This is a genomic window from Roseovarius bejariae (genome assembly GCF_009669325.1).
GTDB classification, from domain to species: domain Bacteria; phylum Pseudomonadota; class Alphaproteobacteria; order Rhodobacterales; family Rhodobacteraceae; genus Roseovarius; species Roseovarius bejariae.
In genome coordinates, this window is sequence record NZ_SZWE01000001.1 from 2,665,537 (window position 1) to 2,688,587 (window position 23,051).

21 protein-coding genes are annotated in these 23,051 nt (G+C 61.1%); 10 read left to right on the plus strand and 11 right to left on the minus strand.

Annotation, left to right across the window (positions count from 1 at the left end):
• Nucleotides 1-66 precede the first annotated feature (66 nt).
• The 3 genes from FDP25_RS12935 to FDP25_RS12945 are packed head-to-tail and all read right to left on the minus strand — an operon-like array spanning nucleotide 67 to nucleotide 1,861.
• Nucleotides 67-951 (minus strand): MBL fold metallo-hydrolase, encoded by an 885-nt coding sequence (locus FDP25_RS12935; protein ID WP_154152390.1) that lies wholly within the window; start codon nucleotides 949-951, stop codon nucleotides 67-69.
• Nucleotides 952-975: 24 nt separating this feature from the next.
• Complete coding sequence (locus FDP25_RS12940; protein ID WP_154153480.1) at nucleotides 976-1,422, minus strand: DUF6691 family protein; 447 nt, start codon at nucleotides 1,420-1,422, stop codon at nucleotides 976-978.
• Between the two features lie 7 nt (nucleotides 1,423-1,429).
• On the minus strand, nucleotides 1,430-1,861 hold the full coding sequence (locus FDP25_RS12945) for a YeeE/YedE family protein (protein WP_154152393.1): 432 nt from the start codon (nucleotides 1,859-1,861) through the stop codon (nucleotides 1,430-1,432).
• Between the two features lie 263 nt (nucleotides 1,862-2,124).
• Between FDP25_RS12945 and FDP25_RS12950 the strand changes: the two genes are divergently transcribed.
• The 9 genes from FDP25_RS12950 (at nucleotide 2,125) to tdh (ending at nucleotide 13,942) form a co-directional block, all read left to right on the plus strand.
• Nucleotides 2,125-3,390, plus strand: coding sequence for a hydroxymethylglutaryl-CoA reductase (locus FDP25_RS12950; RefSeq protein WP_343032047.1), 1,266 nt, complete (start codon nucleotides 2,125-2,127; stop codon nucleotides 3,388-3,390).
• Nucleotides 3,387-4,298 carry a UbiA family prenyltransferase gene (locus FDP25_RS12955; RefSeq protein WP_154152396.1) on the plus strand — a complete coding sequence of 304 codons (912 nt, stop codon included), beginning with the start codon at nucleotides 3,387-3,389 and terminating at the stop codon, nucleotides 4,296-4,298. Before FDP25_RS12950 ends, FDP25_RS12955 begins: the two co-directional genes overlap by 4 nt.
• The gene (locus tag FDP25_RS12960; RefSeq protein WP_154152399.1) at nucleotides 4,295-6,751 is read left to right on the plus strand and encodes a PEP/pyruvate-binding domain-containing protein; all 2,457 of its coding nucleotides are present in this window, start codon (nucleotides 4,295-4,297) and stop codon (nucleotides 6,749-6,751) included. Before FDP25_RS12955 ends, FDP25_RS12960 begins: the two co-directional genes overlap by 4 nt.
• A complete protein-coding gene (locus FDP25_RS12965; protein WP_154152402.1) occupies nucleotides 6,738-7,838 on the plus strand; it encodes a BtaA family protein in 1,101 nt (366 codons plus the stop codon). The genes FDP25_RS12960 and FDP25_RS12965 overlap by 14 nt, the downstream gene beginning before the upstream one ends.
• Nucleotides 7,835-9,139, plus strand: a complete 1,305-nt coding sequence (locus FDP25_RS12970) for a diacylglycerol/polyprenol kinase family protein (RefSeq protein WP_154152405.1) — start codon at nucleotides 7,835-7,837, stop codon at nucleotides 9,137-9,139. Before FDP25_RS12965 ends, FDP25_RS12970 begins: the two co-directional genes overlap by 4 nt.
• A gap of 15 nt (nucleotides 9,140-9,154) precedes the next feature.
• Nucleotides 9,155-9,997: a GNAT family N-acetyltransferase gene (locus FDP25_RS12975; RefSeq protein ID WP_154152408.1), complete on the plus strand. Its 843-nt coding sequence runs from the start codon at nucleotides 9,155-9,157 to the stop codon at nucleotides 9,995-9,997.
• Complete coding sequence (locus FDP25_RS12980) at nucleotides 9,990-11,408, plus strand: AMP-binding protein (RefSeq protein WP_154152411.1); 1,419 nt, start codon at nucleotides 9,990-9,992, stop codon at nucleotides 11,406-11,408. Before FDP25_RS12975 ends, FDP25_RS12980 begins: the two co-directional genes overlap by 8 nt.
• Nucleotides 11,409-11,702: 294 nt before the next feature.
• Nucleotides 11,703-12,899, plus strand: a complete 1,197-nt coding sequence (locus tag FDP25_RS12985; protein WP_154152414.1) for a glycine C-acetyltransferase — start codon at nucleotides 11,703-11,705, stop codon at nucleotides 12,897-12,899.
• A gap of 11 nt (nucleotides 12,900-12,910) precedes the next feature.
• The gene (gene tdh / locus FDP25_RS12990) at nucleotides 12,911-13,942 is read left to right on the plus strand and encodes an L-threonine 3-dehydrogenase (RefSeq protein ID WP_218939984.1); all 1,032 of its coding nucleotides are present in this window, start codon (nucleotides 12,911-12,913) and stop codon (nucleotides 13,940-13,942) included.
• A gap of 15 nt (nucleotides 13,943-13,957) precedes the next feature.
• On the opposite strand, the gene FDP25_RS12995 is transcribed toward tdh, so the two are convergent.
• The 3 genes from FDP25_RS12995 to FDP25_RS13005 all read right to left on the minus strand — a co-directional run bounded on the left by FDP25_RS12995 (nucleotide 13,958) and on the right by FDP25_RS13005 (nucleotide 16,853).
• Nucleotides 13,958-15,253: a TRAP transporter large permease gene (locus FDP25_RS12995; protein ID WP_154152420.1), complete on the minus strand. Its 1,296-nt coding sequence runs from the start codon at nucleotides 15,251-15,253 to the stop codon at nucleotides 13,958-13,960.
• A gap of 9 nt (nucleotides 15,254-15,262) precedes the next feature.
• Complete coding sequence (locus tag FDP25_RS13000) at nucleotides 15,263-15,811, minus strand: TRAP transporter small permease (protein WP_154152423.1); 549 nt, start codon at nucleotides 15,809-15,811, stop codon at nucleotides 15,263-15,265.
• A 70-nt stretch (nucleotides 15,812-15,881) separates the two neighbouring features.
• Nucleotides 15,882-16,853 (minus strand): TRAP transporter substrate-binding protein, encoded by a 972-nt coding sequence (locus FDP25_RS13005; RefSeq protein ID WP_154152426.1) that lies wholly within the window; start codon nucleotides 16,851-16,853, stop codon nucleotides 15,882-15,884.
• Between the two features lie 232 nt (nucleotides 16,854-17,085).
• Here FDP25_RS13005 and FDP25_RS13010 point away from each other — a divergent pair, with 232 nt between their 5' ends.
• The gene (locus tag FDP25_RS13010) at nucleotides 17,086-17,607 is read left to right on the plus strand and encodes a winged helix DNA-binding protein (RefSeq protein WP_154152429.1); all 522 of its coding nucleotides are present in this window, start codon (nucleotides 17,086-17,088) and stop codon (nucleotides 17,605-17,607) included.
• Between the two features lie 2 nt (nucleotides 17,608-17,609).
• Here the strand turns inward: FDP25_RS13010 and FDP25_RS13015 are convergent, their stop codons facing one another.
• The 5 genes from FDP25_RS13015 to FDP25_RS13035 form a co-directional block, all read right to left on the minus strand.
• Entirely contained in the window at nucleotides 17,610-18,005 is a 396-nt protein-coding gene (locus tag FDP25_RS13015) for a response regulator (protein WP_172982800.1), read from the minus strand.
• 50 nt (nucleotides 18,006-18,055) lie between these two features.
• Nucleotides 18,056-19,207, minus strand: coding sequence for a PAS domain-containing sensor histidine kinase (locus tag FDP25_RS13020; RefSeq protein WP_154152435.1), 1,152 nt, complete (start codon nucleotides 19,205-19,207; stop codon nucleotides 18,056-18,058).
• A gap of 123 nt (nucleotides 19,208-19,330) precedes the next feature.
• On the minus strand, nucleotides 19,331-21,397 hold the full coding sequence (locus tag FDP25_RS13025) for an ATP-binding protein (protein ID WP_154152438.1): 2,067 nt from the start codon (nucleotides 21,395-21,397) through the stop codon (nucleotides 19,331-19,333).
• A 68-nt stretch (nucleotides 21,398-21,465) separates the two neighbouring features.
• A complete protein-coding gene (locus tag FDP25_RS13030; RefSeq protein WP_154152441.1) occupies nucleotides 21,466-21,846 on the minus strand; it encodes an Hpt domain-containing protein in 381 nt (126 codons plus the stop codon).
• Nucleotides 21,843-22,799, minus strand: a complete 957-nt coding sequence (locus FDP25_RS13035; RefSeq protein ID WP_154152444.1) for a response regulator — start codon at nucleotides 22,797-22,799, stop codon at nucleotides 21,843-21,845. Before FDP25_RS13035 ends, FDP25_RS13030 begins: the two co-directional genes overlap by 4 nt.
• Nucleotides 22,800-23,051: the final 252 nt, after the last annotated feature.

The window sequence follows — 23,051 nt, forward strand, 5'->3', positions numbered from 1 at the left end:
TTTCGGGAAAAGGGAAGACGGGCGCAGGGCGGGACCTGCACCTGTCATGCTTGAAAACGGGCGGAATCAGAGCTTGTTGACCGGCACCTTGAGCATCGGGTTGCCGTCATCATCCGAGGGCACGTCGCCTGCCCGCATGTTCACTTGCAGCGACGGGATGATCAGGCGTGGCATGGCCAGCGTGGCATCGCGTTCGGTGCGGAACTTGATGAATTCCTCGCGGGTCTTGCCGCCGCCGACGTGGATGTTGTGCTCTTTCTCTTCGGCCACGGTGGTTTCCCACGCGATGTCACGCCCGTTGGGGCCGTAATCGTGGCACATGAAAAGGCGCATGGCGTCGGGCAGGGCCAGCACCTTCTGGATGCTGTCGTACAGTGTGCCCGCGTCGCCGCCGGGGAAATCGGCCCGGGCCGAGCCGCCATCGGGCATGAACAGCGTATCGCCCACGAAGGCCGCATCGCCCATGACGTGGGTCATGCAGGCGGGGGTGTGGCCGGGGGTATAGATGGCGAAGGCCTGCATGTTGCCGATCATGTAGGTATCGCCATCTTCGAACAGGGCGTCGAACTGCGATCCATCGCGTTGAAACTCGGTGCCTTCATTGAAGATCTTGCCGAAGGTATCCTGCACCACGAGGATATTGGAGCCGATGCCGATTTTCCCGCCCAGTTTGTCCTGAATATAGGGCGCGGCGGAAAGGTGGTCGGCGTGGACGTGGGTTTCGATGATCCACTCCAGCTTGAGCCCCTGTTTTTCGACCTGCGCGATCAGTTCGTCGGCGTGGTCATAAGTGATGCGGCCCGCGGCATAATCGATGTCCATGACTGAATCCACGATGGCGCAGCTGTCCGAAGAGGGATCTTTGACGATGTAGGAGATCGTGTTCGTGGCCTCATCAAAGAAGGCCTGAACCTTGGGCTTGATCTCCATGTTGACGGGGTACTCTGTCATGGGGTGGACTCCTTTGTCGGTTTGTCAGGATGTGCCGTGCGCGCTGTGGCGCGCGGCAAGGTTTTGCAGGGCCTTGGCAAGCATAATGCCTGCGATCAGGGATGCGGTGAAGATCAGGACCTCGGGTTTGAAGGCGCCCAAGGCGGGCAGGGCCGCGCCGGGGCAGAAGCCCGCGATGCCCCAGCCCACGCCGAAGACGGCCGAGCCGCCGAGAAGACGGGCATCGATGGTGCGGTTTTGCGGGACGTGGAAGGTATCGTCCATGACGGGTTTCTTCGGGCCTTTACCAAAGATCAGGCGGTAGCCAATGAAGGTGACAACAAGGGCACCGCCCATGACAAAGATGAGCGAGGGATCCCAGGAACCTGCCACGTCGAAGAAATTGAGCACCTTGGCGGGGTTGGCCATGCCCGAGATCATGATGCCGAGACCAAAGAGAAGCCCGATGAGGTAGGTGATGATGATACGCAGCATTGGGTTACCCTCCGATCACGTGGCGCAGCACGTAAACCGTGATGCCCGTAAAAAGCATGAAGGTGAGTGTGGCGGCGATGGAGCGCGGCGAGAGCCGCGCATTGCCGCAGACGCCATGGCCACTGGTGCAGCCCGACCCGAAGGTGACGCCAATCCCCACGAGGATGCCGCCGACGATCAGCATCGGGGTGCTCACGGGGACCTCGATGTTGGGCATTTGGCCAGAGGTGACCAGCATCAGCGCGGGGGCTGTGACCATGCCGGCCAGAATGGCGGCGCGCCATGTCCAATCGCGCGGCGAGGTGGGCTGCATGAAGCCGGCCAGAATGCCGGTGGCTCCCATGACGCGGCCCAGTGTCAGCATCAGAAGGACACTGGCCAAGCCGATCAGCGTACCGCCGATCAGGGATTGTAGGGGGGTGAAGTCGGTGATCATGTCTTGCGTTTCCTGTTCCTGTCCTGTGGTGCGGTACGCCTTTTGTAGCTGTACCGGCTAACATGGGGTCGCGCACCCCGCAGTATCGCAGAATGATATATAGTGAAAGCTGAATGTGTCTACCCCGTGGGCTGAATTTAATTGCGGCAGTTGTCAGGGTAGGGGTTGCCGGATGTTTCAAAGCAGCCGAAGGCTTGCTAAGCATTGATTGGCCTTATTCTTCGGCTTGATATGTCCATCAGACAATTTTGCGGAGCTTTTCAGTGGTGATTCCCTTTCATGTGACGGAGATGCTGCGCCGGGTGATGGCGCGCTATGATGCGGAAAAGACCCCGCAGAAGATGGCCCCCAACGACGATGCCTTCAGCCTGCTGCGGCCCATGCGCAAGATCAGTCAGGCGACGGTTGAAAAATACTGGGCGCGGTTGAGGCCCACGGCCTGCGCTGCGGATCAGGCAGAACTGGCCGATCCGGTGACGATGGCGCAGGCGGAGCAATACAGCGCCAATATCGAGAATTTCATCGGCACGGTGAAACTGCCGGTGGGGATCATCGGGCCGCTGCGCCTGACGGGGATGAATGCCAACGGCGATTATCACGTGCCGCTGGCCACCAGCGAGGCGGCTTTGGTGGCCTCATATGCGCGGGGGGCGGCGGCGGCCACGAAGGCGGGCGGAATCAGCACCGCCGTTTTGTACGAGGGCGTCATTCGCACGCCTGCCTTCGTGATGAAAGACCTGCTGAGCGCCGGGCAGTTCGTGGAATGGGTGGTGCGCAATGTCGAGGATTTGCAGGCGGCGGCAGAGGCCACGACGCGGCATGGCAAACTGGTGTCGCTGGAGCCGTTCATCGACAACAACATCGCCTTCTTGATCTGCCGCTATACCACCGGGGATGCAGCGGGGCAGAACATGGTGACGATTGCCACGGATGCCCTGTGCCAACGCATTGCCGAAGCCTGCCCCGTACCGATCGAGGCGTGGTATATCGAGGGGAATTTCTCGGGCGACAAGAAAGCCTCGGCGCTTGGCATGGTCACGGGGAGGGGCCGGAAGGTAAGTGCCTCGGTCATCTTGCCCCGCGAGGTGGTGGAGCAGGTGCTTGGCACCACGGTCGAAGACATGCTGGCCTATGGGCGGGTGGCGAATTTGGGCTCGCTTCTGTCGGGGCAATTGGGGGCGCAGGCGCATTATGCCAACGGCTTGGCCGCGCTTTACATCGCCACCGGGCAGGATGCGGCCTGTGTCGCCGAAAGCGCCATGGGGGTCACGCGGATGGAGCCACGGGGCGAGGATTTATATGTTTCGGTGACCATGCCGAATATCCTTGTGGGATCGGTCGGCGGCGGCACCGGATTGCCCAGCCAGTCGGCGGCGCTGAATATCCTTGGATTGAAGGGTGCGGGCCATGGTGCGGCCCTGGCCGAGATCGCGGCGGCCACCTGCCTGTGCGGCGAGATTTCCATTGTTGCGGCGATTTCGGCGGGCGATTTCACCCGCGCGCATGAAAATCTGGCGCGGCACAGATGAGTTTCGCAGCAGCCCTTTGGACCTATCAGGCCCAACGCTTTCCCTTGAAGAAGACCGCGCCCTTGCTGGCGGTGTTTTCGGCGGCGAGCATCTGTGTTTCGTCGCAACTGGCAGGGCGGGATTTGCCCGGCTGGCCCGCCTTCGTGGCCGGGTTCGTGGTGGCCATGGCGCTGTTTTTCCAGATGCGGGTTTGTGACGAGTGGAAGGACGCCGAGGATGACCGGCTTTATCGCCCCGAACGGCCCATTCCGCGCGGACTGATCGCGCAGAGCACGGTCTTGTGGCTTGGGGCGGCGACGTTGCCCTTGGCGGCGGGGGCGGTGTGGCTGTGGCATCCGCCCGCCTTGTGGCTGTTGGCGCTGGTCTGGCTGTGGCTGGCGGCGATGACACTGGAGTTCGGCGCGCCGGAGTGGCTCAAGGCGCGGGCGGTTTTATACCTTCTGAGCCACATGATGATCATGCCGCTGATCGACCTGCTGTTGACAGGGTTGGAGTGGGTGCCCGGCGGCGGGGCCGCGCCGCAGCTTTGGCTGTTTCTGGCGCTCTCGTTCGTGAATGGCTGTGTGCTGGAGATCGGTCGGAAGCTGTGGGCGCCGGAGAACGAGATTGTGGGGGTCGAGACCTATTCGGGCCTTTGGGGGCCGGGGCGGGCGGCGCTGATCTGGATGGGCTGTGTTGTACTGTCGGCCGCGTTGTTGGTGGGCACGGGGTTTGCCACTGGCGTTGGATGGGTCACGGTGGGTTTGGCGGCTGTGGCGCTTTTGGCCTGCCTTTGGTCGGCTTGGCGGTATCGCGCGACCCCCACGGCCAAGGCGCAGGCGCGGATGGATACCGTGGCCGGGCTTTGGGTGTTTTTCTGTTATGCAACGGCGGGGTTCCTGCCCTTTGTCATCGGGTGGTTTGAATGAGATTTGTTTTGACTTCGGATCAGGCGAAGGACGCGGAAGTGGTGGGTGGCAAGGCGGCGGCGCTGTCGCGACTGGCGCGCGAAGGGTTTGCCCCGCCCGCGTTTTTCGTGATCTTGGCCGATGCCTTTGACCACGGGAAAACTGGGCCTGTGATGGGGAAGGGCCTGAAGGCCGAAGTCACGCGCGCCTTGGCAGATTTGGGCGCGGGGCCTTATGCGGTGCGCAGTTCGGGGCGCGCCGAGGATGGGGCCGAGCATAGCCATGCCGGGCAGTTCGATACGGTGTTGAATGTCGAAGCGGGTGAGATTTTGGCGGCAGCCAAAAAGGTCTGGCAATCGGGGTTTTGTGACACGGTGGAGACCTACCGCGCCAAGACCACGGGCGACGGGGCGGAGGCCCCGGCGGTGATCGTGCAACGGATGGTGGACGCCCGCGCCTCGGGTGTCGCCTTTTCGGCGGATCCGGTGAGCGGGCAGCGCGGGCGTGTCGTGATCTCGGCCATCCAAGGGCTCGGGGAGCGCTTGGTTTCGGGCGAGGCGGATGGCGAGAATTGGGCCTTGGATGGTGCGGGGCAGGTGGTGACCGCCCCCGATGCACCGCAAGCCCTGAACGCGGAGGAGGCCCGCGCGGTGGCCGATCTGGCGCGGCGGACCGAGGCGGGTTTTGGCCACCCGCAGGATATCGAATGGGCGATGGATGCGGAGGGCCTGCATATCCTGCAAGCGCGGCCCATCACCACGGCGCTTTTGCCTGCAGCACAGCCCGACAAGACCCTGACCATTTTCGACAATTCCAACATCGTCGAAAGTTATCCGGGGATGGTCAGCCCGCTGACCTACTCCTTTGCCCTGCATGTTTATGCCCGGGTCTATCGCGCTTTCGTGCGGCTTTTAGGGGTCCGCATGGCGGTTGTGGCCGAGAATGCCGCCGTCTTCGACAACATGCTGGGGCGTGTCGATGGGCGGGTCTATTACAACCTTGTGAACTGGTATCGCGCACTGGCGCTGTTGCCGGGGTTTGCCCTGAACCGCGACCACATGGAAACCATGATGGGGGTGTCCGAGCCGATGCCGCGCGAGGTGACCGATGCCATCGGGCCGCCGCCGGCCACGGGGCTGGCGCGGGTGCGGGAATACGCCAATCTGGGGCGTGTTGGCGCGGGGCTTTTGTGGCAGGCTATTCGGTTGCCGCGCACCCGGCGAGATTTCTATGCGCGGTTGAATGCGGCGTTGGAGGGCGATCTGGAAATTGCCACGGCCAATGCCAGTGAATTGGCGCGCGAATACCGGCGGATTGAAAGTACACTTTTGGACCGTTGGGATGCGCCCCTAGTCAATGATTTCCTGTGCATGATGGCCTTCGGGGCCTCGCGCAAGGTGATGGAAAAATGGCTGGGCGAGGCGGGGCTACAGCTTCATAACGACGTGATGATCGGGCAGGGGGATATCGTCTCGGCCGAGCCTGCACAACGGATCGCCAAGATGGGCGCGATGGTGCGGCAGGCCGGGCTGGCCGAGGCATTGCGGGCGAAGGGCATGGCGGCGCTGGAGGATGCGCCGGAGATCCGCGCCGAGGTTGAGGCGTATCTGGAGCGGTTCGGCGATCGCTGCACCGAGGAGTTGAAGCTGGAAAGCATCCCCCTGAGCGAGGACCCCAGTAGCCTTTTGGCGGCGGTTGCGGCCTCGGCCGGGCGTGCGGAGGGGGCCAAGCACGCGGTGCGGGAGCCGGATTGGCAGGCGCTTTTCGCGGGTAAGCCGGTGAAGCGCGTTCTGGCGCGGTGGATCATCGGCTGGACCAAGGCGCGGGTGCGCGACCGCGAGAACCTGAGGTTCGAACGCACACGGATTTTCGGCCATGCGCGGCGGGTGTTTCTGGGGATTGGCCGCGAGTTGACAGCACGCGGGCACCTGGCCGCGCCGCGTGACGTGTTTCACCTGACCACGCAGGAGGTTCTGGGTGCCGTCGAGGGGTTCAACCTGTCGCCGGATTTGAAGGGCATCGTGGCAATGCGGCAGGCCGAGGACGCGGCATCAAGCGGGCGGCCCGATCCGCCCGAGCGGATCGAGGTACGAGGGCCTGCGATCCTGCCCCACTGGCAGGAGGACGAGGGCCCGCGCGACGACAGCCGTCGCAAAACCGGCACGGGCTGTTCGGCGGGGCAGGTGCGGGCCAGGGCGCGGGTGATCCGCGATCCGCGCACCGAGGCGCTGGAGCCGGGCGATATTCTGGTTGCGCGGCATACCGACCCCGGCTGGATCGCGGTGTTTTCCAATGCTTCGGCCATCGTGGTTGAGCGCGGCTCGCTTTTGTCGCACTCGGCGATCGTGGCGCGGGAGTTGGGCATTCCATGTGTTGTCGGCCTGAAGGGCGCGACGCAGTGGATCGAGGACGGTGAGACATTGGCCGTCAACGGGGCCACGGGCGAAGTGGAGCGCGTTGATGACGGGAAGTGAGATCGAAAGCCGCGCCGCGTTTGACCACATCCGCTATGCGCAACTCTGGGAAGATGCCGATGTGTTGACCCAAGGCTTGGGGGAACAAGCGGGCCAGACGCTGGTTTCGATTTGCTCGGCGGGGGATAATGCACTGGCCATGCTGACGCTGGACCCCGCGAAGGTGGTGGTGGTGGACCTCTCCCCGGCGCAGATCGCCTGTTTGCGGGTGCGGATCGGGGCCTATCGGGCGTTGTCGCACGCGGAGTTTCTGGAACTCATGGGATCGCGGCCAAGTGCGCGGCGCGGCGCGCTTCTGGCGCGGGCTTGTGAGGGTTTGGATGCGGAAACACGCGCCTTTTGGGAGGATCTTGCACCCGAAGTCGAGGCGCATGGGCTTGGTGGTGTGGGTAAATTCGAACGCTATTTCCGCATCTTCCGCCGCTGGCTTTTACCGCTTGTTCATTCGCGCCGGACCATCGCGGCGATATTCGAGCCGCGCGACCCCGAGGCGCGGGAAGAATTTTTTGACAAACGCTTTAACACATGGCGTTGGCGGCTGTTGATGCGGGTCTTTTTCTCGCGTTTCGTCATGGGGCGGATGGGCCGTGACAAGGCGTTTTTCGACCATGTGGAGGGCAGCCCGGCACAGCATGTGGCGCGGCGGTTGCGCCATGCCGGGGTTGGGACCGACCCGTCGCAAAACCCATACCTGCACTGGATCATGACAGGCACCCATGGTCCGGCGTTGCCGATGGCGTGGCGGGAAGAGCACTTCGAGGTGATCCGCGACAGGCTGGGCCGGTTGGACATTCGGCCCGGATCGTTGGAAGCCTTTGTTTCAACGGGGGAAAAGGCGCATGGGTTCAACCTTTCGGATATTTTCGAATACATGTCACCGGATGTGTTTGCGCAGGTTTACGGTACGATCCTCGGGGCATCGGCACCGGGGGCGCGGCTGGTTTATTGGAACATGATGGCGCCGCGCCGGGTGCCCAAGGTTTATGCCGACCGGGTCGAAAGCTTGAGCGACCTTGAGGATCGCCTGAAGGCACAGGACATGGCGTTTTTCTATTCCGATTTCGTTGTGGAAGAGGTGCGCGGGTGAGCGTGGCGGTGCAAATCGGTTTGGCGGTCGCTTCGGTTGCCGTGTTGCTGGGGCTGATGGCGCTTGTCCGCAAGGGAGCACGTGCCATGGGCCTTGGCTCCGAGGTGCAGAGGAAACTGGTGCATGTGGGCACCGGGCTGTATGCGCTGACCCTGCCCTGGCTGTTCCCGGAGCGCTGGCCTGTTTACATGCTGATCGGACTGACGCTGGCCGTGATGCTGCTGCTGCGCCTGCCGCGCTTTGCCAATGGGATCGGCGGGGCGCTGCATGGGGTTGAGCGCCGGTCCTACGGGGATGTCCTGTTGGCGGCCTCGGTGGGGCTGTGTTTCTTCTTTGCCAATGGTGATGCGCTTCTTTATGTGTTGCCGCTCGCGGTGCTGACGCTGGCCGATGCCGCCGCCGCGCTTGTTGGTACACGATATGCCACGCGGCTTTACCGGGTCGAGGAGGGCTACAAGAGCGTTGAGGGCACGGTAGCATTTTCCCTTGTGACGCTGCTTTTGTCGATCATCTGCCTGATGTTTCTGGTCGACCTGCCGCCGGGGAACATCCTTGCGCTGTCCGTGATGGTTACCGGCTTTGCCTCGTTGGTCGAGGCGCAAAGCTGGCGCGGGTTCGACAACCTGTTCCTGCCGCTTGGCCTGTTGGTTTTCCTGTCGGTGCATGTCGATAGCAACCTTGTGGAACTGGTTGTTTTCGCGGTGCTTTTCCTGATCGCGATTGTAGGCTTTCGGCTGGTCGGAACGCGCGCGGGGCTAAGTGCGCATGCCTGCCGGGTTTACGTGGTGGCGATGTTTTTGGTGTTGGCCGTGACCGCGCCACAAAACGCTCTGCTGCCTGCCTTGGTCCTGTTGTCGCATGCCTGGGCCAAGGTTCAGGCGCCGGGGCAGGATGACCATGGCGATCTGGATGTCGTGGCGGCTCTGGCGATCATCAGCTTTGGCTGGCTGGCTTTGGGCGATGCCACGGGATGGAGTGCGATTGGCTTTTACGGATTGACCGCGATGGGAATGACGATGGGGTTGTCGGTGATCGCGCTCTGTGGGCATCTCCCATGGATCATACTGATTTCACTGGGCCTTTTGGGGTTGCGTGAGGCCGTTATCGTAGTGAATTCGGACGCCTCGAACTGGGCAGAGCCCTTGGGGGGGGCTCGCCGGGGCGACGTTGGTGTTGACGGCGCTCATGGCCAAGTTTTGGCCATGGGCCTTTGCCAGCGACCGGGTTTTGAAGTTAACCCTCTTGTCGCTGTTTTTTCCATTGATTGCATATATTTACATGACATTCACACAGGTCGCTGATGTAGGGGTGCCAAGATGACGAAAGAGGTTTTGAAGACAGATGGCGGGCGCCTGACATTGTATTGGGATGCACCTGAATGGGATGGCGTGCCAACGGTGGCAATTGGAGACATCGCCTTTCGGTCGCGCGCAGACGGGAAGCAGATTTTGCAACAAGCCATTGATATGGCAGGGGAAAAAGGCTTCGACCGTATGGTCGGGCCAATGTCGGGGGATACATGGCATAGTTACCGTTTCGTCAGTGAAAGCGACGGGAGTCCGGCGTTCTTGATGGAGCCCAAGGAGATGCCGGAGGCGCGGGCGGCGTTTCATGCGGCGGGGTTTTCGGTGATTGGGCGCTATTTCTCGGCGCGGCAATCCCTTGAGGACATCGGCGCGTCGCCGCCGGAGAGTGAAGGGTTTCGGATCGAGGCATGGGATGGGGCCGATCCAGAAAACTTGTTCCGGCAGGTGTTCCATGTGTCCTCTCAAGCTTTTGAAAACAATGCCTTTTATAAGCCGATCACGGTGGAGCAGTTCCTTACGATGTATATGCCCATCGTGCCGATGCTCAAGAAAGAGCTGATCGTTTTCGCCCGAACGCCCGAGGGGGAATTGGCGGGGTTCCTGTTTGCTATTCCTGACTATGCGCATGGGCCGGAGAGTGAAACCGTGATCCTGAAAACCTATGCCAGCCTTGTGCGCGGGGCCGGGCGGGCCTTGGTGCATGCCTGTCAAACTGCGGCTAAGTCATTGGGGTACAAGCATTTAATCCATGGTTTGATCCATGATGCCAACCAATCCGCTGAGCGCAGTGAACAGGAAGGTGGCAAGATTTTTCGCCGCTACGAATTGTTGGGTCTTGAGCTAAATGACTGATTTGCTTGATCATTTCGACGCGGCCGTGGCACGGCACCCGGAGCGGGTGGCGATTGTCGATGGCAGCGGCCGGGAGGTCACGTTTCAGGAATTACAAAGCCTTTCCAGAGGGTTAGCGGAAGAATGGCGGGCCAAGGGAGTGCGACCCGGCGACCGGGTGCTTATGGCAATGGGGGTTAACGTCGAGCTTTATGCCAGCCTTGCCGCCCTGTGGTCCTTGGGGGCGACGGTGGTTTTGCCGGAACCTGCCATGGGGCTGAAGGGGCTGCGCCATGCGGTGGCGACGACCAAGCCAAAAGCCTTTTGTGCCAAGGGGTTATACAGGTTCCTGAAGTTGATTATACCGGGGCTTTGGAGGGTGCCGGTTTTGCGCCCCCACGCGCCAGCGGAGGTAACAGAGGTTAAGGAACGGGTTAACGAGGCGGTGGCGCTCATCTCGTTTACCTCGGGGACCACGGGGGCACCCAAGGCGATCCCGCGGAGCCATTTTTTCCTTATGGCACAGTATGATGCGGTCGCGTCGATCTTGGAGAGCGAGGGGGAAGAGCGCGATCTGGTGGCATTCCCTGTCTTTACCTTGGTTAACCTTGCGGCGGGGCGAACCTCGATCCTGCCCTGTTGGAAAATGAGCCGATTGGCGCGCCTGACGCCGGCGCGATTGGGGGATTGGTTGCGCGAAACCGGGGCGACACGGGCGCTTTTACCGCCGTCGCTGGCGGGGCTTTTACCCGGGGCGGGCAAGACCGGCCTGCGCCATGTGTTCACCGGGGGCGGTCCTGTTTTTCCCAATGTTGTCAAACGCCTGCAAGATGATCTTGGGGTTGATGTGACCTGTGTCTATGGCTCCACCGAGGCGGAGCCGATTGCCCATCTGAAGGGCCAAGAGATCGACGCAGAGGACATGGAGGAAATGGCGCGGGGGGCGGGCCTTTTGGTGGGCCGCCCGGTGCCGGAGGTGCGATTAAGGATTTGTGAGGGTGAGATCGAAGTCACCGGAGATCACGTTAACAAGTCTTACCTCGACCCCGCGCAGACCCGTGAGAACAAGATTTTCGAGGGGGACGACGTTTGGCACCGCACGGGGGATGCCGGGCGCTTGGACACGCAAGGGCGCTTGTGGCTTTGGGGTCGGGTGGGCGATGAGGTTGACGGGCCGGATGGGCCGATCCACCCTTTCGTCGTGGAAGTGGCGGCAGCCGGGTGGAAAGGTGTAACCCATTGTGCATTAATGGAAAAATCAAATTCCCCGGTCCTGCTGATCGAGGGTGAGCGGCGGTATTTGCCAGAGTGGAAAGAGGCCGCGCGGACCTTGGGGATCGAAAAACTGGAGCTTGTATCGGCCATGCCGATGGATGCGCGGCACCATTCCAAGATCGACCGGGTGAAACTGGCCCGGATGCTGAATGGTTAACGTACGAGTCGTACGTTTTAACCATGGGTTTCGTACGAAAATCCGGGGGACCAACCAGAGTTTCGTACGAGTCGTACGAAACGCGGTGCGCCTGCGCGCCCGGCGGTCCGTTTTTTCGCAATAGCCCGATGGTGAATTCTTTGATCTTTGCTCTGGACCTGTGGCCGGGGACGCGCGACGCTGTGGGGGACCGCATGTGATGAGCCGGGATTTTTCAGGGGCGCTGCCCCTTGGTTGAAAATGGGATTTTCAACCCACCCCGGGATACTTGTGAAAAGAAGAAAGGGGGGCGTCATGCGCGCATCCGAGAGGTTCGATCAGGATTTAGGCGCGCGGCTGAACGGGCTGCGCGAAGAGGGGCTTTACAGGCGCGAGCGGGTGATCACCTCGATGCAGGCCGGAGAGGTTTCGTTGGAGGGGGGAGCGGAGGTGGTGAACCTGTGCGCCAACAACTACCTTGGCTTGGCCGATGATGCGCGGGTGATCGCGGCGGCGCATGAGGCCTTGGACCGCTATGGGTTCGGGATGGCCAGCGTGCGGTTCATTTGCGGCACCCAAGAGGAACACAAGGCGCTGGAGGCGCGGATCGCGGCGTTTCTGGGGATGGAGGATGCGATCCTTTATGCGGCGGCGTTCGATGCCAACGCGGGGTTGTTTGAAACGCTTCTCGGGCCGGAGGATGCGATCATCTCGGATGCGCTCAATCATGCGAGCATCATTGACGGGGTGCGTTTGTGCAAAGCGCAGCGGTATCGCTATGCCAATTCGGATATGGCGGACCTTGAGCGCTGTTTGCAGGAGGCGCAGGGCGCGCGGCATCGGATGATCGCCACCGACGGGGTGTTTTCCATGGACGGTTATATCGCCAAGCTGGAGGCGATTTGCGATCTGGCCGAACGCTATGACGCGATGGTCATGGTGGATGATTGCCATGCCACCGGGTTTCTGGGCGAGACCGGCCGGGGGAGCCATGAGCATTGCGGGGTCATGGGGCGGGTGGATATCCTGACAGGGACACTTGGCAAGGCGCTTGGCGGGGCCTCGGGCGGGTATACCGCGGCCAGTGCGCGGGTGGTGGATTGGCTCAGGCAACGCTCGCGGCCGTATTTGTTTTCCAACACGCTGGCGCCGGTGATTGCCGGGGCATCCCTGACGGTGTTCGATTTGTTGGAGAGCGAGGGTGCGGCGATGCGCGCGCGGCTTTGGGAGAATGCGGCGTATTTCCGCGAGCGGATGGGGGCCTTGGGTTTCGAGTTGTTGCCGGGAGAGCATGCGATCATTCCGGTGATGTTGCGCGACCCGAAGCTGGCGCAGGACATGGCGGCGCGCTTGGGCGAGCGGGGGGTTTACGTGACCGCCTTCAGCTTCCCGGTGGTGCCGAAGGGGCAGGACCGGATCAGGACACAGATGAGCGCGGCGGTCACGCGCGAGATGCTGGATCGGGCGATTGATGCCTTCGAGGCGGTGGGCCGTGAACTGGGGGTGATCTGATGGAAAACCGGATGAAGGCGCTGGTCAAGGCGCGGCCCGAGCCGGGGCTTTGGATGGAGCATGTGCCGGTGCCCGAGGTTGGCCCCGGTGAGGTGCTGATCAAGGTGCGCAAATCGGCGATATGCGGCACGGATGTGCATATCTGGAAATGGGATGAGTTCAGCGCCAAGACGGTGCCGGTGCCCATGGTGGTGGGCCATGAGTTCATGGGCGAGGTGGTGGATTGCGGGCCGGGGGCCGGGAAGTACCACCTTGGCCAGCGGGTGAGCGGCGAGGGGCATATCGTGTGCAATGCCTGCCGCAATTGCCGTGCGGGGCGGGGGCATTTGTGCCGCAATACCAAGGGGGTGGGCGTGCAGAGGCCGGGGAGTTTCGCGGAATACATCTGTTTGCCGGAAAGCAACGTGGTGCCGATCCCCGATGACATCCCCGACGAGATCGCGGCGATTTTCGACCCCTTCGGCAATGCGGTGCATACCGCGTTGAGTTTCGACCTGGTGGGCGAGGATGTTCTGGTGACCGGCGCGGGGCCGATCGGCATCATGGGCGCGCTGGTGGCGCAGCGGGCCGGGGCGCGCAAGGTGGTGATCACCGATATAGCCCCCTATCGGCTGGAGCTGGCGCGCAAGATGGGGGTGCAGCACGTGGTGGATACCTCGGCGGTGACCCTGCGCGAGGTGATGTCGGATATCGGCATGAGTGAGGGGTTCGACGTGGGGCTTGAGATGTCGGGGGCGGCGCCGGCGATGCAGCAGATGATCGCGCGGATGAACAACGGCGGGAAGGTGGCGTTGCTCGGGATCGCGCCGACGGCATTCCCCGTGGATTGGAACACGGTGATTTTCAAGATGCTGCATATCAAGGGCATCTATGGCCGCGAGATGTACGAGACGTGGTACAAGATGATCGCGCTGGTGCAATCGGGGCTGGATGTTTCGGGGGTGATTACCCATCGGATCGGGATTGATGAGTTCGAGGATGGCTTTGCCGCCATGATCTCGGGGCAGTCGGGGAAGGTGGTGATGGATTGGGGGGGCGCCTGAGCGGCGGCCCCCGCCTTACATCTGCCCCGGCAGGTAGGTGACGATGCCGGGGAATACCGCGATCAGGACCAGGGCGGCGACCATCAGCAGGAAGAAGGGCAGCGCGGCCTTGGCGACGAAGAGGATGTCGCGCCCGGTGAGCGACTGGATCACGAAGAGGTTGAAGCCCACGGGCGGGGTGATTTGCGACATCTCGACCACGATCACGAGGAAGATCCCGAACCAGAGCGGGTCGATCCCGGCCTCAAGCACCATGGGCATGATCACCGAGGCGGTCAGGACCACGACCGAGATACCGTCGAGAAAGCAGCCCATGATGACGAAGAACACCGTCAGCGCGGCCAGAAGCGTGAAGGTGGACAGCCCGAGGGAGCCGATCCATTCGGCAAGGATGCGCGGGATGCCGGTAAAGCCCATGGCCACCGTCAGGAAGGAGGCCCCGGCGAGGATGAAGGCGATCATGCAGGAGGTGACCGTGGCGCCCATCAACCCGTCGATGAATGTTTTCTTGGTGAGTGAGCCGCTGCTCCAGGACAGGAGGAGGGCCAGCACCACGCCCACGGCGGCGGCATCGGTGGGCGAGGCGAGGCCTGCGTAGATCGAGCCGATCACGCCGAGGATAAGCAGGACGACCGGGATCAGGCGGCGGGATTGCCGGAGCCGCTCGGCAAAGCCGACGTGGAGCGTTTCATCGGGAAGGCGCTTGCGGTTGAGCAGCGCCCAGAGGATCACGTAGCCCACGAAAAGCCCGACCAGAAGCACACCCGGCAGGACGCCCGCGACGAAGAGCCGGGCGATGGATTGTTCGGTGGCCACGCCATAGACGATCAGGATGATCGAGGGCGGGATCAACAGGCCGAGGGTGGCCGACCCGGCCAGCGTGCCGATGATCATTTTCTCGGGGTAGCCGCGCTCTGACAGTTCGGGGATCGAGAGTTTGCCGATGGTGGCGGCGGTGGCCGCCGAGGAGCCGGAGACGGCGGCGAAGATCCCGCAGGCAAAGACATTGACGTGGAGCAGTTGCCCTGGAAGGCGGGTGAGCCATGGCGAGAGCCCCGCGAACATATCGTCCGAGAGGCGCGAGCGGAACAGGATCTCACCCATCCAGATGAACAGCGGCAGGGCGGCAAGCGCCCATGAGTTGCCATGCCCCCAAAGGGTGGTGGCCATGACAAGGCCAAGGGGGGCGCCGCTGTAGAGGGCCATGGCGGCCATGCCGACGCCCAGAAGCGCGAAGGCCACCCAAAGTCCCGCGCCGAGAAAGGCGAAGAGCAGGACAAGCAGGATGATGGACAGAAGGGCAATGGACATGGCCGGGCCTCACTCGTTCAGAAGGGTTTCGCCCTTGTCCGCCCAGCTGGCCGGGTGGCCGCGCAGGAGGCTGACAAGTTCATCGGCGAGGGCGAGGGTGAGCACCGCGAGGCCAAGGGCCACGGGAAGTTGCGGAATCCACAGAGGGACCGAGACCATGCCGGAACTTTTGTCGCCGAATTCATGCGATTCCAGCACCAGCAGCACCATGTACCATGTCCCGAAACCGGCCATGCCGAGGGCCAGCGTGGTGACCACGATCTCGGCCACGTGGTTGGCGCGTTGGCCGAGCCCCTGGGTGATGAGCGTGACGCGGATATGGCCGCCCTTGCGCAGGGTATAGGCCAGCGCAAGGAAGCTGGAGGCGGCGAGGAAAAAGCCGGTGAAATCGGCGTAGGAGGGGATCGTCACGCCGAGGCCGGTGCCGGTGAGGGCGGCGGTGATCTTGTCCGCGAGATTGAGGCCGACCTGTGCAAAGACCAGGGCCACGATCGCCACGATAAAGAGCGCCGCAAGGCCGCCAGCCGCACGATAGAGCATGTCGAGTGCGCGCCGCATGAGTGGTGTCTCCCTGTGGGTGGAGGGGGTGCCCGGGCGCGTCTTGCGCGCGCCGCGGGCTTTGGTCGGCTTAGCCCTGGTAGGCGTCGAGAAGCTGCTGGCCGGTGTCGCCGGCGTCTTCTTTCCAGCTTTCCAGCATTTGCGCGCCGATTTCGCGCAGGCCGGTCATCAGGTCATCGGAGGGGTCAACCACGGTGATGCCGTTTTCCTTGAGGACCTCGACCATTTCGGCGGATTCCGCCTTGCTCATCTCCCAGCCGCGGGTTTCGGCCTTGGCGGCGGCATCGAGGACGGCCTGTTGGGTGTCCTCGTCAAGGCGACGGAAGGCGCGCTTGTTCACCACGACGATGTTTTTCGGAATCCAGGCCTGGATGTCGGTGTAATGCGACAGGAAATCCCATGCCTTGGAGTTCACGCCGGTGGAGGGCGAGGTGATCATCGCCTCGACGCGGCCGGTGCTGAAGGCCTGCGGGATGTCGGGCACTTCGACCTGTGTCGGGGCCGCGCCCGCGAGGTTGGCGAACTGTTCCAGTGTGGCGTTGTAGGTGCGGAATTTCAGGCCCGCGAGGTCATCGACCGAGGCGATTTCCTTGGTGGTATAGAGCCCCTGCGGCGGCCACGGCACGGCGTAGAGCGGCATCAGGCCCTGTTCGTCGAGCAGGCCGGTGATGACCTCTTCCTGCGCGTCCCAGAGCTTCATCGCCTCGTCATAGCTGGTGGCGAGGAAGGGCAGGGAGTCGGCACCGAAGACCGGGTTGTCGTTGGCCAGAAGCGACAGGAAGAATTCGCCCGCGGGGACCTGCCCGCTGCGGACCGCCTTGCTGATTTCGGGGTGTTTGAAGAGCGACCCCGCCGAGTGGACCTTGATCGACAGATCGCCGCCGGTGGCCTCTTCGATGTCCTTGGCGAACTCGTGGATGTTCTTGGTGTGGAAGGTGGCGTCGGGGTATGGCGTGGGCATATCCCATGTTTCGGCACTGGCCGGAATGCTGAGCGCGGCGATGGCAACGGCGGCCCCGCCAAGAAGTCGTGACATAAACATCGGTTTTGGCTCCCTGTGTTTGTTATGATGTGGGAACACTGGGTTAACGTTTGCAATTTGTCAACGTTTTGTCATTTTTAGATCGCGGTCGCGACTGCCCGTCCGCGCGGTAGCCCCAAGGCGCGCTTGGACATCGGCGCGGTGGTTTGGGCGAACGGGCAATTGTCATGGGCCGGGAAATGTGAAAAAGTTTGTAAAACGCAGGTGTTTTGACAGCGATGAGGGCGAAAGCATGGTTCAACCCCAATCCGACAACCGCCGTATTGTATCATCCCGGCATCTTGCCGAGGGCGAGGGTTGGGAAATGTCGGAGTTCGAGTTTGGCCTGATTATCGCGTTCAATGCGTTTTCGCGGTGGATGACCCGCTGCATGGCGGCGGCGGGGCAGGCGGATCTGAACCCGCTGGATATCCTGATCTTGCACAACACGAATCATCGCAACCGGGACAAGCGGCTGTCGGATATTTGCTTTTTGCTCAATATCGAGGATACGCACACGGTGAATTACGCCTTGCGGAAATTGTCCAAGGCCGGGCTGATCGTTTCGGAGAAGCGCGGCAAGGAAGTGTTCTATCGAACTTCGCAGGAGGGGGCCGCGCTTTGTGAGGCCTATCGCGATGTGCGGCGACAGTGCCTTTTGGATGTCTCGGGTGGAACCGGCGTGTCAGGCGAGGAACTGCGCGAGTTTGCCCGGACCCTGCGGGCCCTTTCGGGGCAATACGATCAGGCCAGCCGCGCGGCAGCCTCCTTGTAACGTCACGCGGTTGCGGCTTTGGCCCATATCTCTTCGATGCGGGTGGCAAGGGTCATGGGATCGACCGGCTTGGTGATGACGGCCAGGGCACCTTTGCGCAGCAATTCCTGAGACAGGGAATCCTCGGCTTTGGCGGTGAGGAAAATGGTTGGCAGATTGCCTCCGGCGGGTTGCTCGGAAATCTTGCGCCAGACATCTTCGCCCGACATGTCGGGCATCATCATATCAAGCAAAAGCATCTGGGGCTGGACGGTTTCGACGGCATCCACGGCCTCTTGTCCGGTGGCGAACTGGTGCACCTCGAAGGACCCCACGGTTTCCAGGGCCATCTGGATAATGACGCGGATATCGACATCGTCGTCGACATGGAGGATCGTTTTCAAAGTGTCTTGTGGCACGCCTGTCTCCTGTTTGGGGGCGATTGGAAAGGGTAGGATGCGCGCGGCAGTCATGCCGCTCCGGTGGTTTTTGTCCGCGGGGCATCGGTCTGCACGACGCGATGTTCGGGGATTCGGAATGAAAACGTGCTGCCTTGGCCCACTTCGGATGCGCAATCGACCGGATATTCAAGACGATGCAGGATTGCCGCCACGATCGCAAGGCCAAGGCCGGTGCCCGGCCTTTTGCTACCGTCCCCGGCGCGGGCCTGTGAAAAGGGTTTGAACAGCATGGTCTGATGATCTTTCGCGATTCCGGGCCCCTCGTCAGAGACGGAAAACAGAATGCTGCCGTCTTTGGGCGTGACCCCGAATGTTACGGTGCCGCCCTTGGGAGAATACTTGATGGCATTGGAGGCGAAGTTGGTGATGACCTGCGCCACGCGGTCGGGATTTCCAAGGACCGTGGCACTGTCCAGATGGGTTTCCACGTCAAGCGTGACATCGTTTTCGGCGGCGATCCCCGAGACCAGCTCAAGGGTGTCGTGCAGGCACTGAAGGATGTCCATCTCGGCAATCGAGAAATCCATCTTGTTGCCCTTGATCTTCTCGAAGTCGAGAATGTCGTTCACGATGGACAAAAGCCGGTCGGTATTGCGCGAGGCGATATCGACGATGCAGCGCGCATTTTCATCAAGGTTGGCCACCGCCCCGGCCTGCAACAGGCGCAGCGCGCCGTGGATTGAGGTCAGTGGGGTGCGCAATTCGTGACTGACTGTCGAGACGGTTTGCAGCTTGGCGTTTTCGAGGGTCTTGCGGCGGGACAGGTCGCGCACGACCGAGAGGAAGAAGTTGCCCTCGCCCTTCGTTTTGAGAAGTTTTGTCGAAACTTCGATCGGGCCGCTGGGGAAGGTCAGTTCGACGATGAGCATATCCTGCCGACCGTCCAGCAGGGGGGCGGTTTTGCGGTGAAAGGCGTCGGTGTCGAAGGTGGCGACGGTGTCATGGATGCACTTGTCACGCGCCTGTTCCATGGTCCAGCCGAGGCGCTGGCGCGCCGCCCCGTTCAAGTAGCGAAAGCGCATCGTGTCACAGGCATAAACGTAAACCTCGTCCTGCAAATCTTCGAGCACGGTTTCGAGGAAAGACAGGTCTTCCGTTTCGGGCAAGGATGGGCTTGCCGCGATCTGCAAGTGGCTTTGTCTGTTTGCGTCTTGATGCATTGTTACTTTCCTACCCTGAACGCTTTGTTACAAAACTTATAAAGCAACCATACGGTTGTCTTAGGGCCTGATCGTGGTCATCTTTGGGCAGGCGCGGGTTAACCATGTCGGAGACTGGCGTCATCATGCGGCATACCCCAATTTACACAGCCTGACCGGAAGCGTGATTGTGAAGGTGCTGCCATTCCCCAGTTCGCTGTCAACGGTGATGTCACCGCCGTGCAGGTTGATGATTTCGCGGGTGATGGCCAGCCCGAGCCCCGCGCCCGAATTGCGGCGTGTCACGGATGTATCGACCTGCACGAATTGATCGAAGATGTCCTCGTGATCCTTGGCCCCGATGCCGCAGCCCGTATCCCGGATGGTGAGCCGGATTTGGTTTTCATCCTGTTCGGAGGAGATATAGACGCCGCCCGTTTCAGTGAACTTGATGGCGTTGCCGATCACGTTGATCAGGGCCTGCCGAAGGCGTTTGGCATCGGCCAGGAGAATAACGTCGCTGACATCGCTTTCAAGAGTGAGGCCTTTTTCAGCGGCCTTGAGTTCAAGCGTTTTCGTCACGCTTTTCACAATGTCCCGAAGGTTGCATTGGGCGGTGTAGAGGTGGATTGTTTCGGCCTCGAATTGCGCCCGGTCCAGAATGTCGTTGATCAGGCCCAGCAAGTGATCACTGGATGATGCGATCCGGTTGGACATATTCGCGATCTCGTTGTGCAGCTCGGTCAGTGCGCGTTTCTGTGCGTCGGCCTCATGGCCTTTGGCGATGCTGTCCTGGACCTTCTTGAAGGCGGGCAGAACCGACAGGTTTTCGAGAAAGCGGGCGTACCCGATGACGGAAGTCAGGGGCGTGCGCAACTCGTGACTGATGATGTTGAGGAAATCGGTCTTGGCCCGGTTTGCGGCTTCGGCTTTTTCGCGTGCCAGTTTCAGTTCGGTCACATCGACGCGGAAGCCGGCGGTGTTGCCCTCTGGTGAACGGGTTTCCGCGATCTGGAGCCAGCGGCCGTCTGCCAGCTTTTGTTCGACGGGCTCACAGGGGTTGCGGTGGGCCGCAAGCCGTTCCTGAAGCCATTCTTCCTCACGTCCGATCGCCTCGTCGTACTGGCCTTCCTCAAGACCGGTGCGGAGAATGTTTTCGAATGTATTACCGGGATATATCGCGTCGCCTGACAGGGTGTAATAGCTGCGATATTTGTCATTGGCGAACACGAGGCGGTCATGCTTGTCATAAAGCGCGAACCCGTCTTCGATGGAGTTGATGGCCGAGCGGAGCTGATTTTCGGTAATGGATTTGGACCGGTACATCGTCCAGAGGGCCAAAAGCAGAAACCCCAAAAGCCCGTACGCCAAAGCGGTTGCCACCCAGACCGCGAGTGATGCGCCGGGTTCTTGTGGCCAGCCTGTGCTGGGCCGCAGGCCGATTTGCCATGTGCCTGTATCGGTTGGAAGATTGCGCAAGACCGGGTGGAGATTGAAAACAGTCGGGTCGCCGTAGAGCAGCCCGGCGGGGCGCGCCCTTTCGTTGAGCTTGCGCAGTGCGATATCCATGTGACCGGGGCCGTGGTTTTGCATGGTTTGGGCGATCAGCCTGTCGCGATCAATGATCAGGGATATGATGCCTGTTGCAGGGCCGCCGTTGTTTTGATCCTCCTCGGCGTAATAGGGGGAGCGCTGGATGAAGGCGGTGCCCCCCTGAACAAGGTCAATGGGCCCCAGAAGCTTGGTGTCTCCGCTGCGCAAGACCTCATTGACCGCTGGGAACTGATCGGGAATGTCGCGATAATCCAACCCGATCGCGGCCTGATTGCTTTCGAACGGATAAACCCGGTCGACAATGAAGCCATCGGAGCGGGCGGCATTGATGATCGAGGGCGATGTTTCGACCAAGGGCTTCACAAGTTGTTGGTATTCCTGTTGGTTCAGGTTCGGGTGCCGTTCGATGACGGATCGTATCGCGTGCGCGATGACCTCGAATTTTATGATTTCCCGTTGCAGGGAGCGCGCAATCATCTCGGCTTCGCGGCTGGCGTCTTGCACGGCTTCCTGGCGTGCGTCTCTCAGCAGAAAAGCATTGATCTTGTTCGCGGTTATGGTGGTCATGAGAATGGTCAACGTGACCGCGATCATGACCGCGATGGGGAAATCGCGCGGTTTGAAGACTTTGTTCAGCCTGTCAGGTTTTCCAACCACTTTTATAGGCCCCTTTCGTGGTGTTCTTATTGGCCGTGCGCGTGCCAGTGGCGGTTCGTGCAGCGTGGCTATTCTTCGTTCAGTTCCTGCTCAAGGCGGTCAAGAAACCCGTTTATCCGGGTGTCGAGCTCGGCCAGATCATGTTCTTGCAACGCGCTTTTGGATGTCGCCATGATCCGCGCTTCCAATTCATGTGCCTGCGTGCCCAGGCGTTTGAGGCCGAGGCTTCCGGCGACGCCGCTGATCCGGTGGGCTTCAAACTCGACAACGGAAAGGGCGTCGCCCATATCCATGCTGCCGTTTTTGGCCGAGACCCATGCCGTTTCAATGCGGCAGATGCGTTCGTCCAGCCCATCGCAAAAGTTATTTCGAAGGGTCAGAAGTGCCTGTTCGAAATTGGCGCCGTTTTGCGATTGCCGGTCGGGGGTTTGGGCGAGTGTCCGAGTCATGCGCTGTCTCGCATAAAGATTTCATCGTTGTGTCGGGGCGGCTGACCTGCCGCGTCGCGCGCCTTGCTGATAAGGGTCGTCGGGCATTGCATACGCCACAGGCTGACATGGGTGGGGGCGCCCATCCTGACGGTCGGGACGGTCATGTCGAGGTTCGCCAACCGCAAGCGGAGCTTGGTCATTTCCTCTTGGAAGTTGCGTTCGAGGCTCTGGGCATCGGGATTGGGGTGATCCAGCAGAAGCGCCACGACATCCCCTTTTCCGGGGCAGACCAACATATGGGGGCAAAAATCCAGAGTTCTTGAGACCGCCAGCGATACTTCCCCCATCAGGACCGCGTAATAGGTCGGGTCCATCATGCGGAAATAGCTTTCGGCGTTGAGCATGTGAAAGCCGATGGCACAGCTTTGGCGCAGGCGGATATTTCCCTGTTTCAACAGGAAATTTTCCATCGACATCATGCTGATCGAACTTTGGACATCTTCCAGGATGATTTCGTCTTCGAAATTCATGGGGGCGTAGAGCGCCGCTTCCTGTCCCAGAAGGTGCTCGTGCAGGAGGCGTGTCTGGGCACGTTCTTCCAGAATGGAATTCGCCATTTCGAGCCGGATTTTCAGCTCTACCGTATCAAGCGGCTTGGTGATGTAGTCATTGGCACCGGCCATGAAGGCCGCATCGATCGAGGCCTTGTCGGTCAGGGACGAGATCATGATGATCGGTGTGCTCATGTGGTGCGGGATCGCGCGGATTCCCCGGACGATCTCGATGCCATCCATCGGGATCATCCGGATGTCGACAAGGAAGCAATCGAACGGATTGTCGGTGTCAGACGCTTTCTCAAGCGCCTCCTGCCCTGTGTAGGCGGTTTCGACATCTGAGATACCGAGTTGTGCAAGCCGTGTTTGCAGCAGGTCGCAAAATGTCGGTTCGTCGTCTATCGCAAGAACGCGCATTGTTTTTTCCTGGCTCGATTATTGTTCTCGCTGAAGTTGTTCTCGTGATAGTTGGGCGAAATTAAGGCAATTGGCAAACTGAAGGCGATTATTAACAGTAAATTCTTCTTTAGGTTGAGTTTGTGGCGCGTATTTCCCGTTAATGAGGTTCAATCCTTTGAGTGTAGCGGTTTTGTTGTGAAAACGGAAAAAATTGGCGCCTGCACGAGCCGAGCTTTTGAGGCCAGCTTCGGGCAAGTGGGCGTCGTGCCG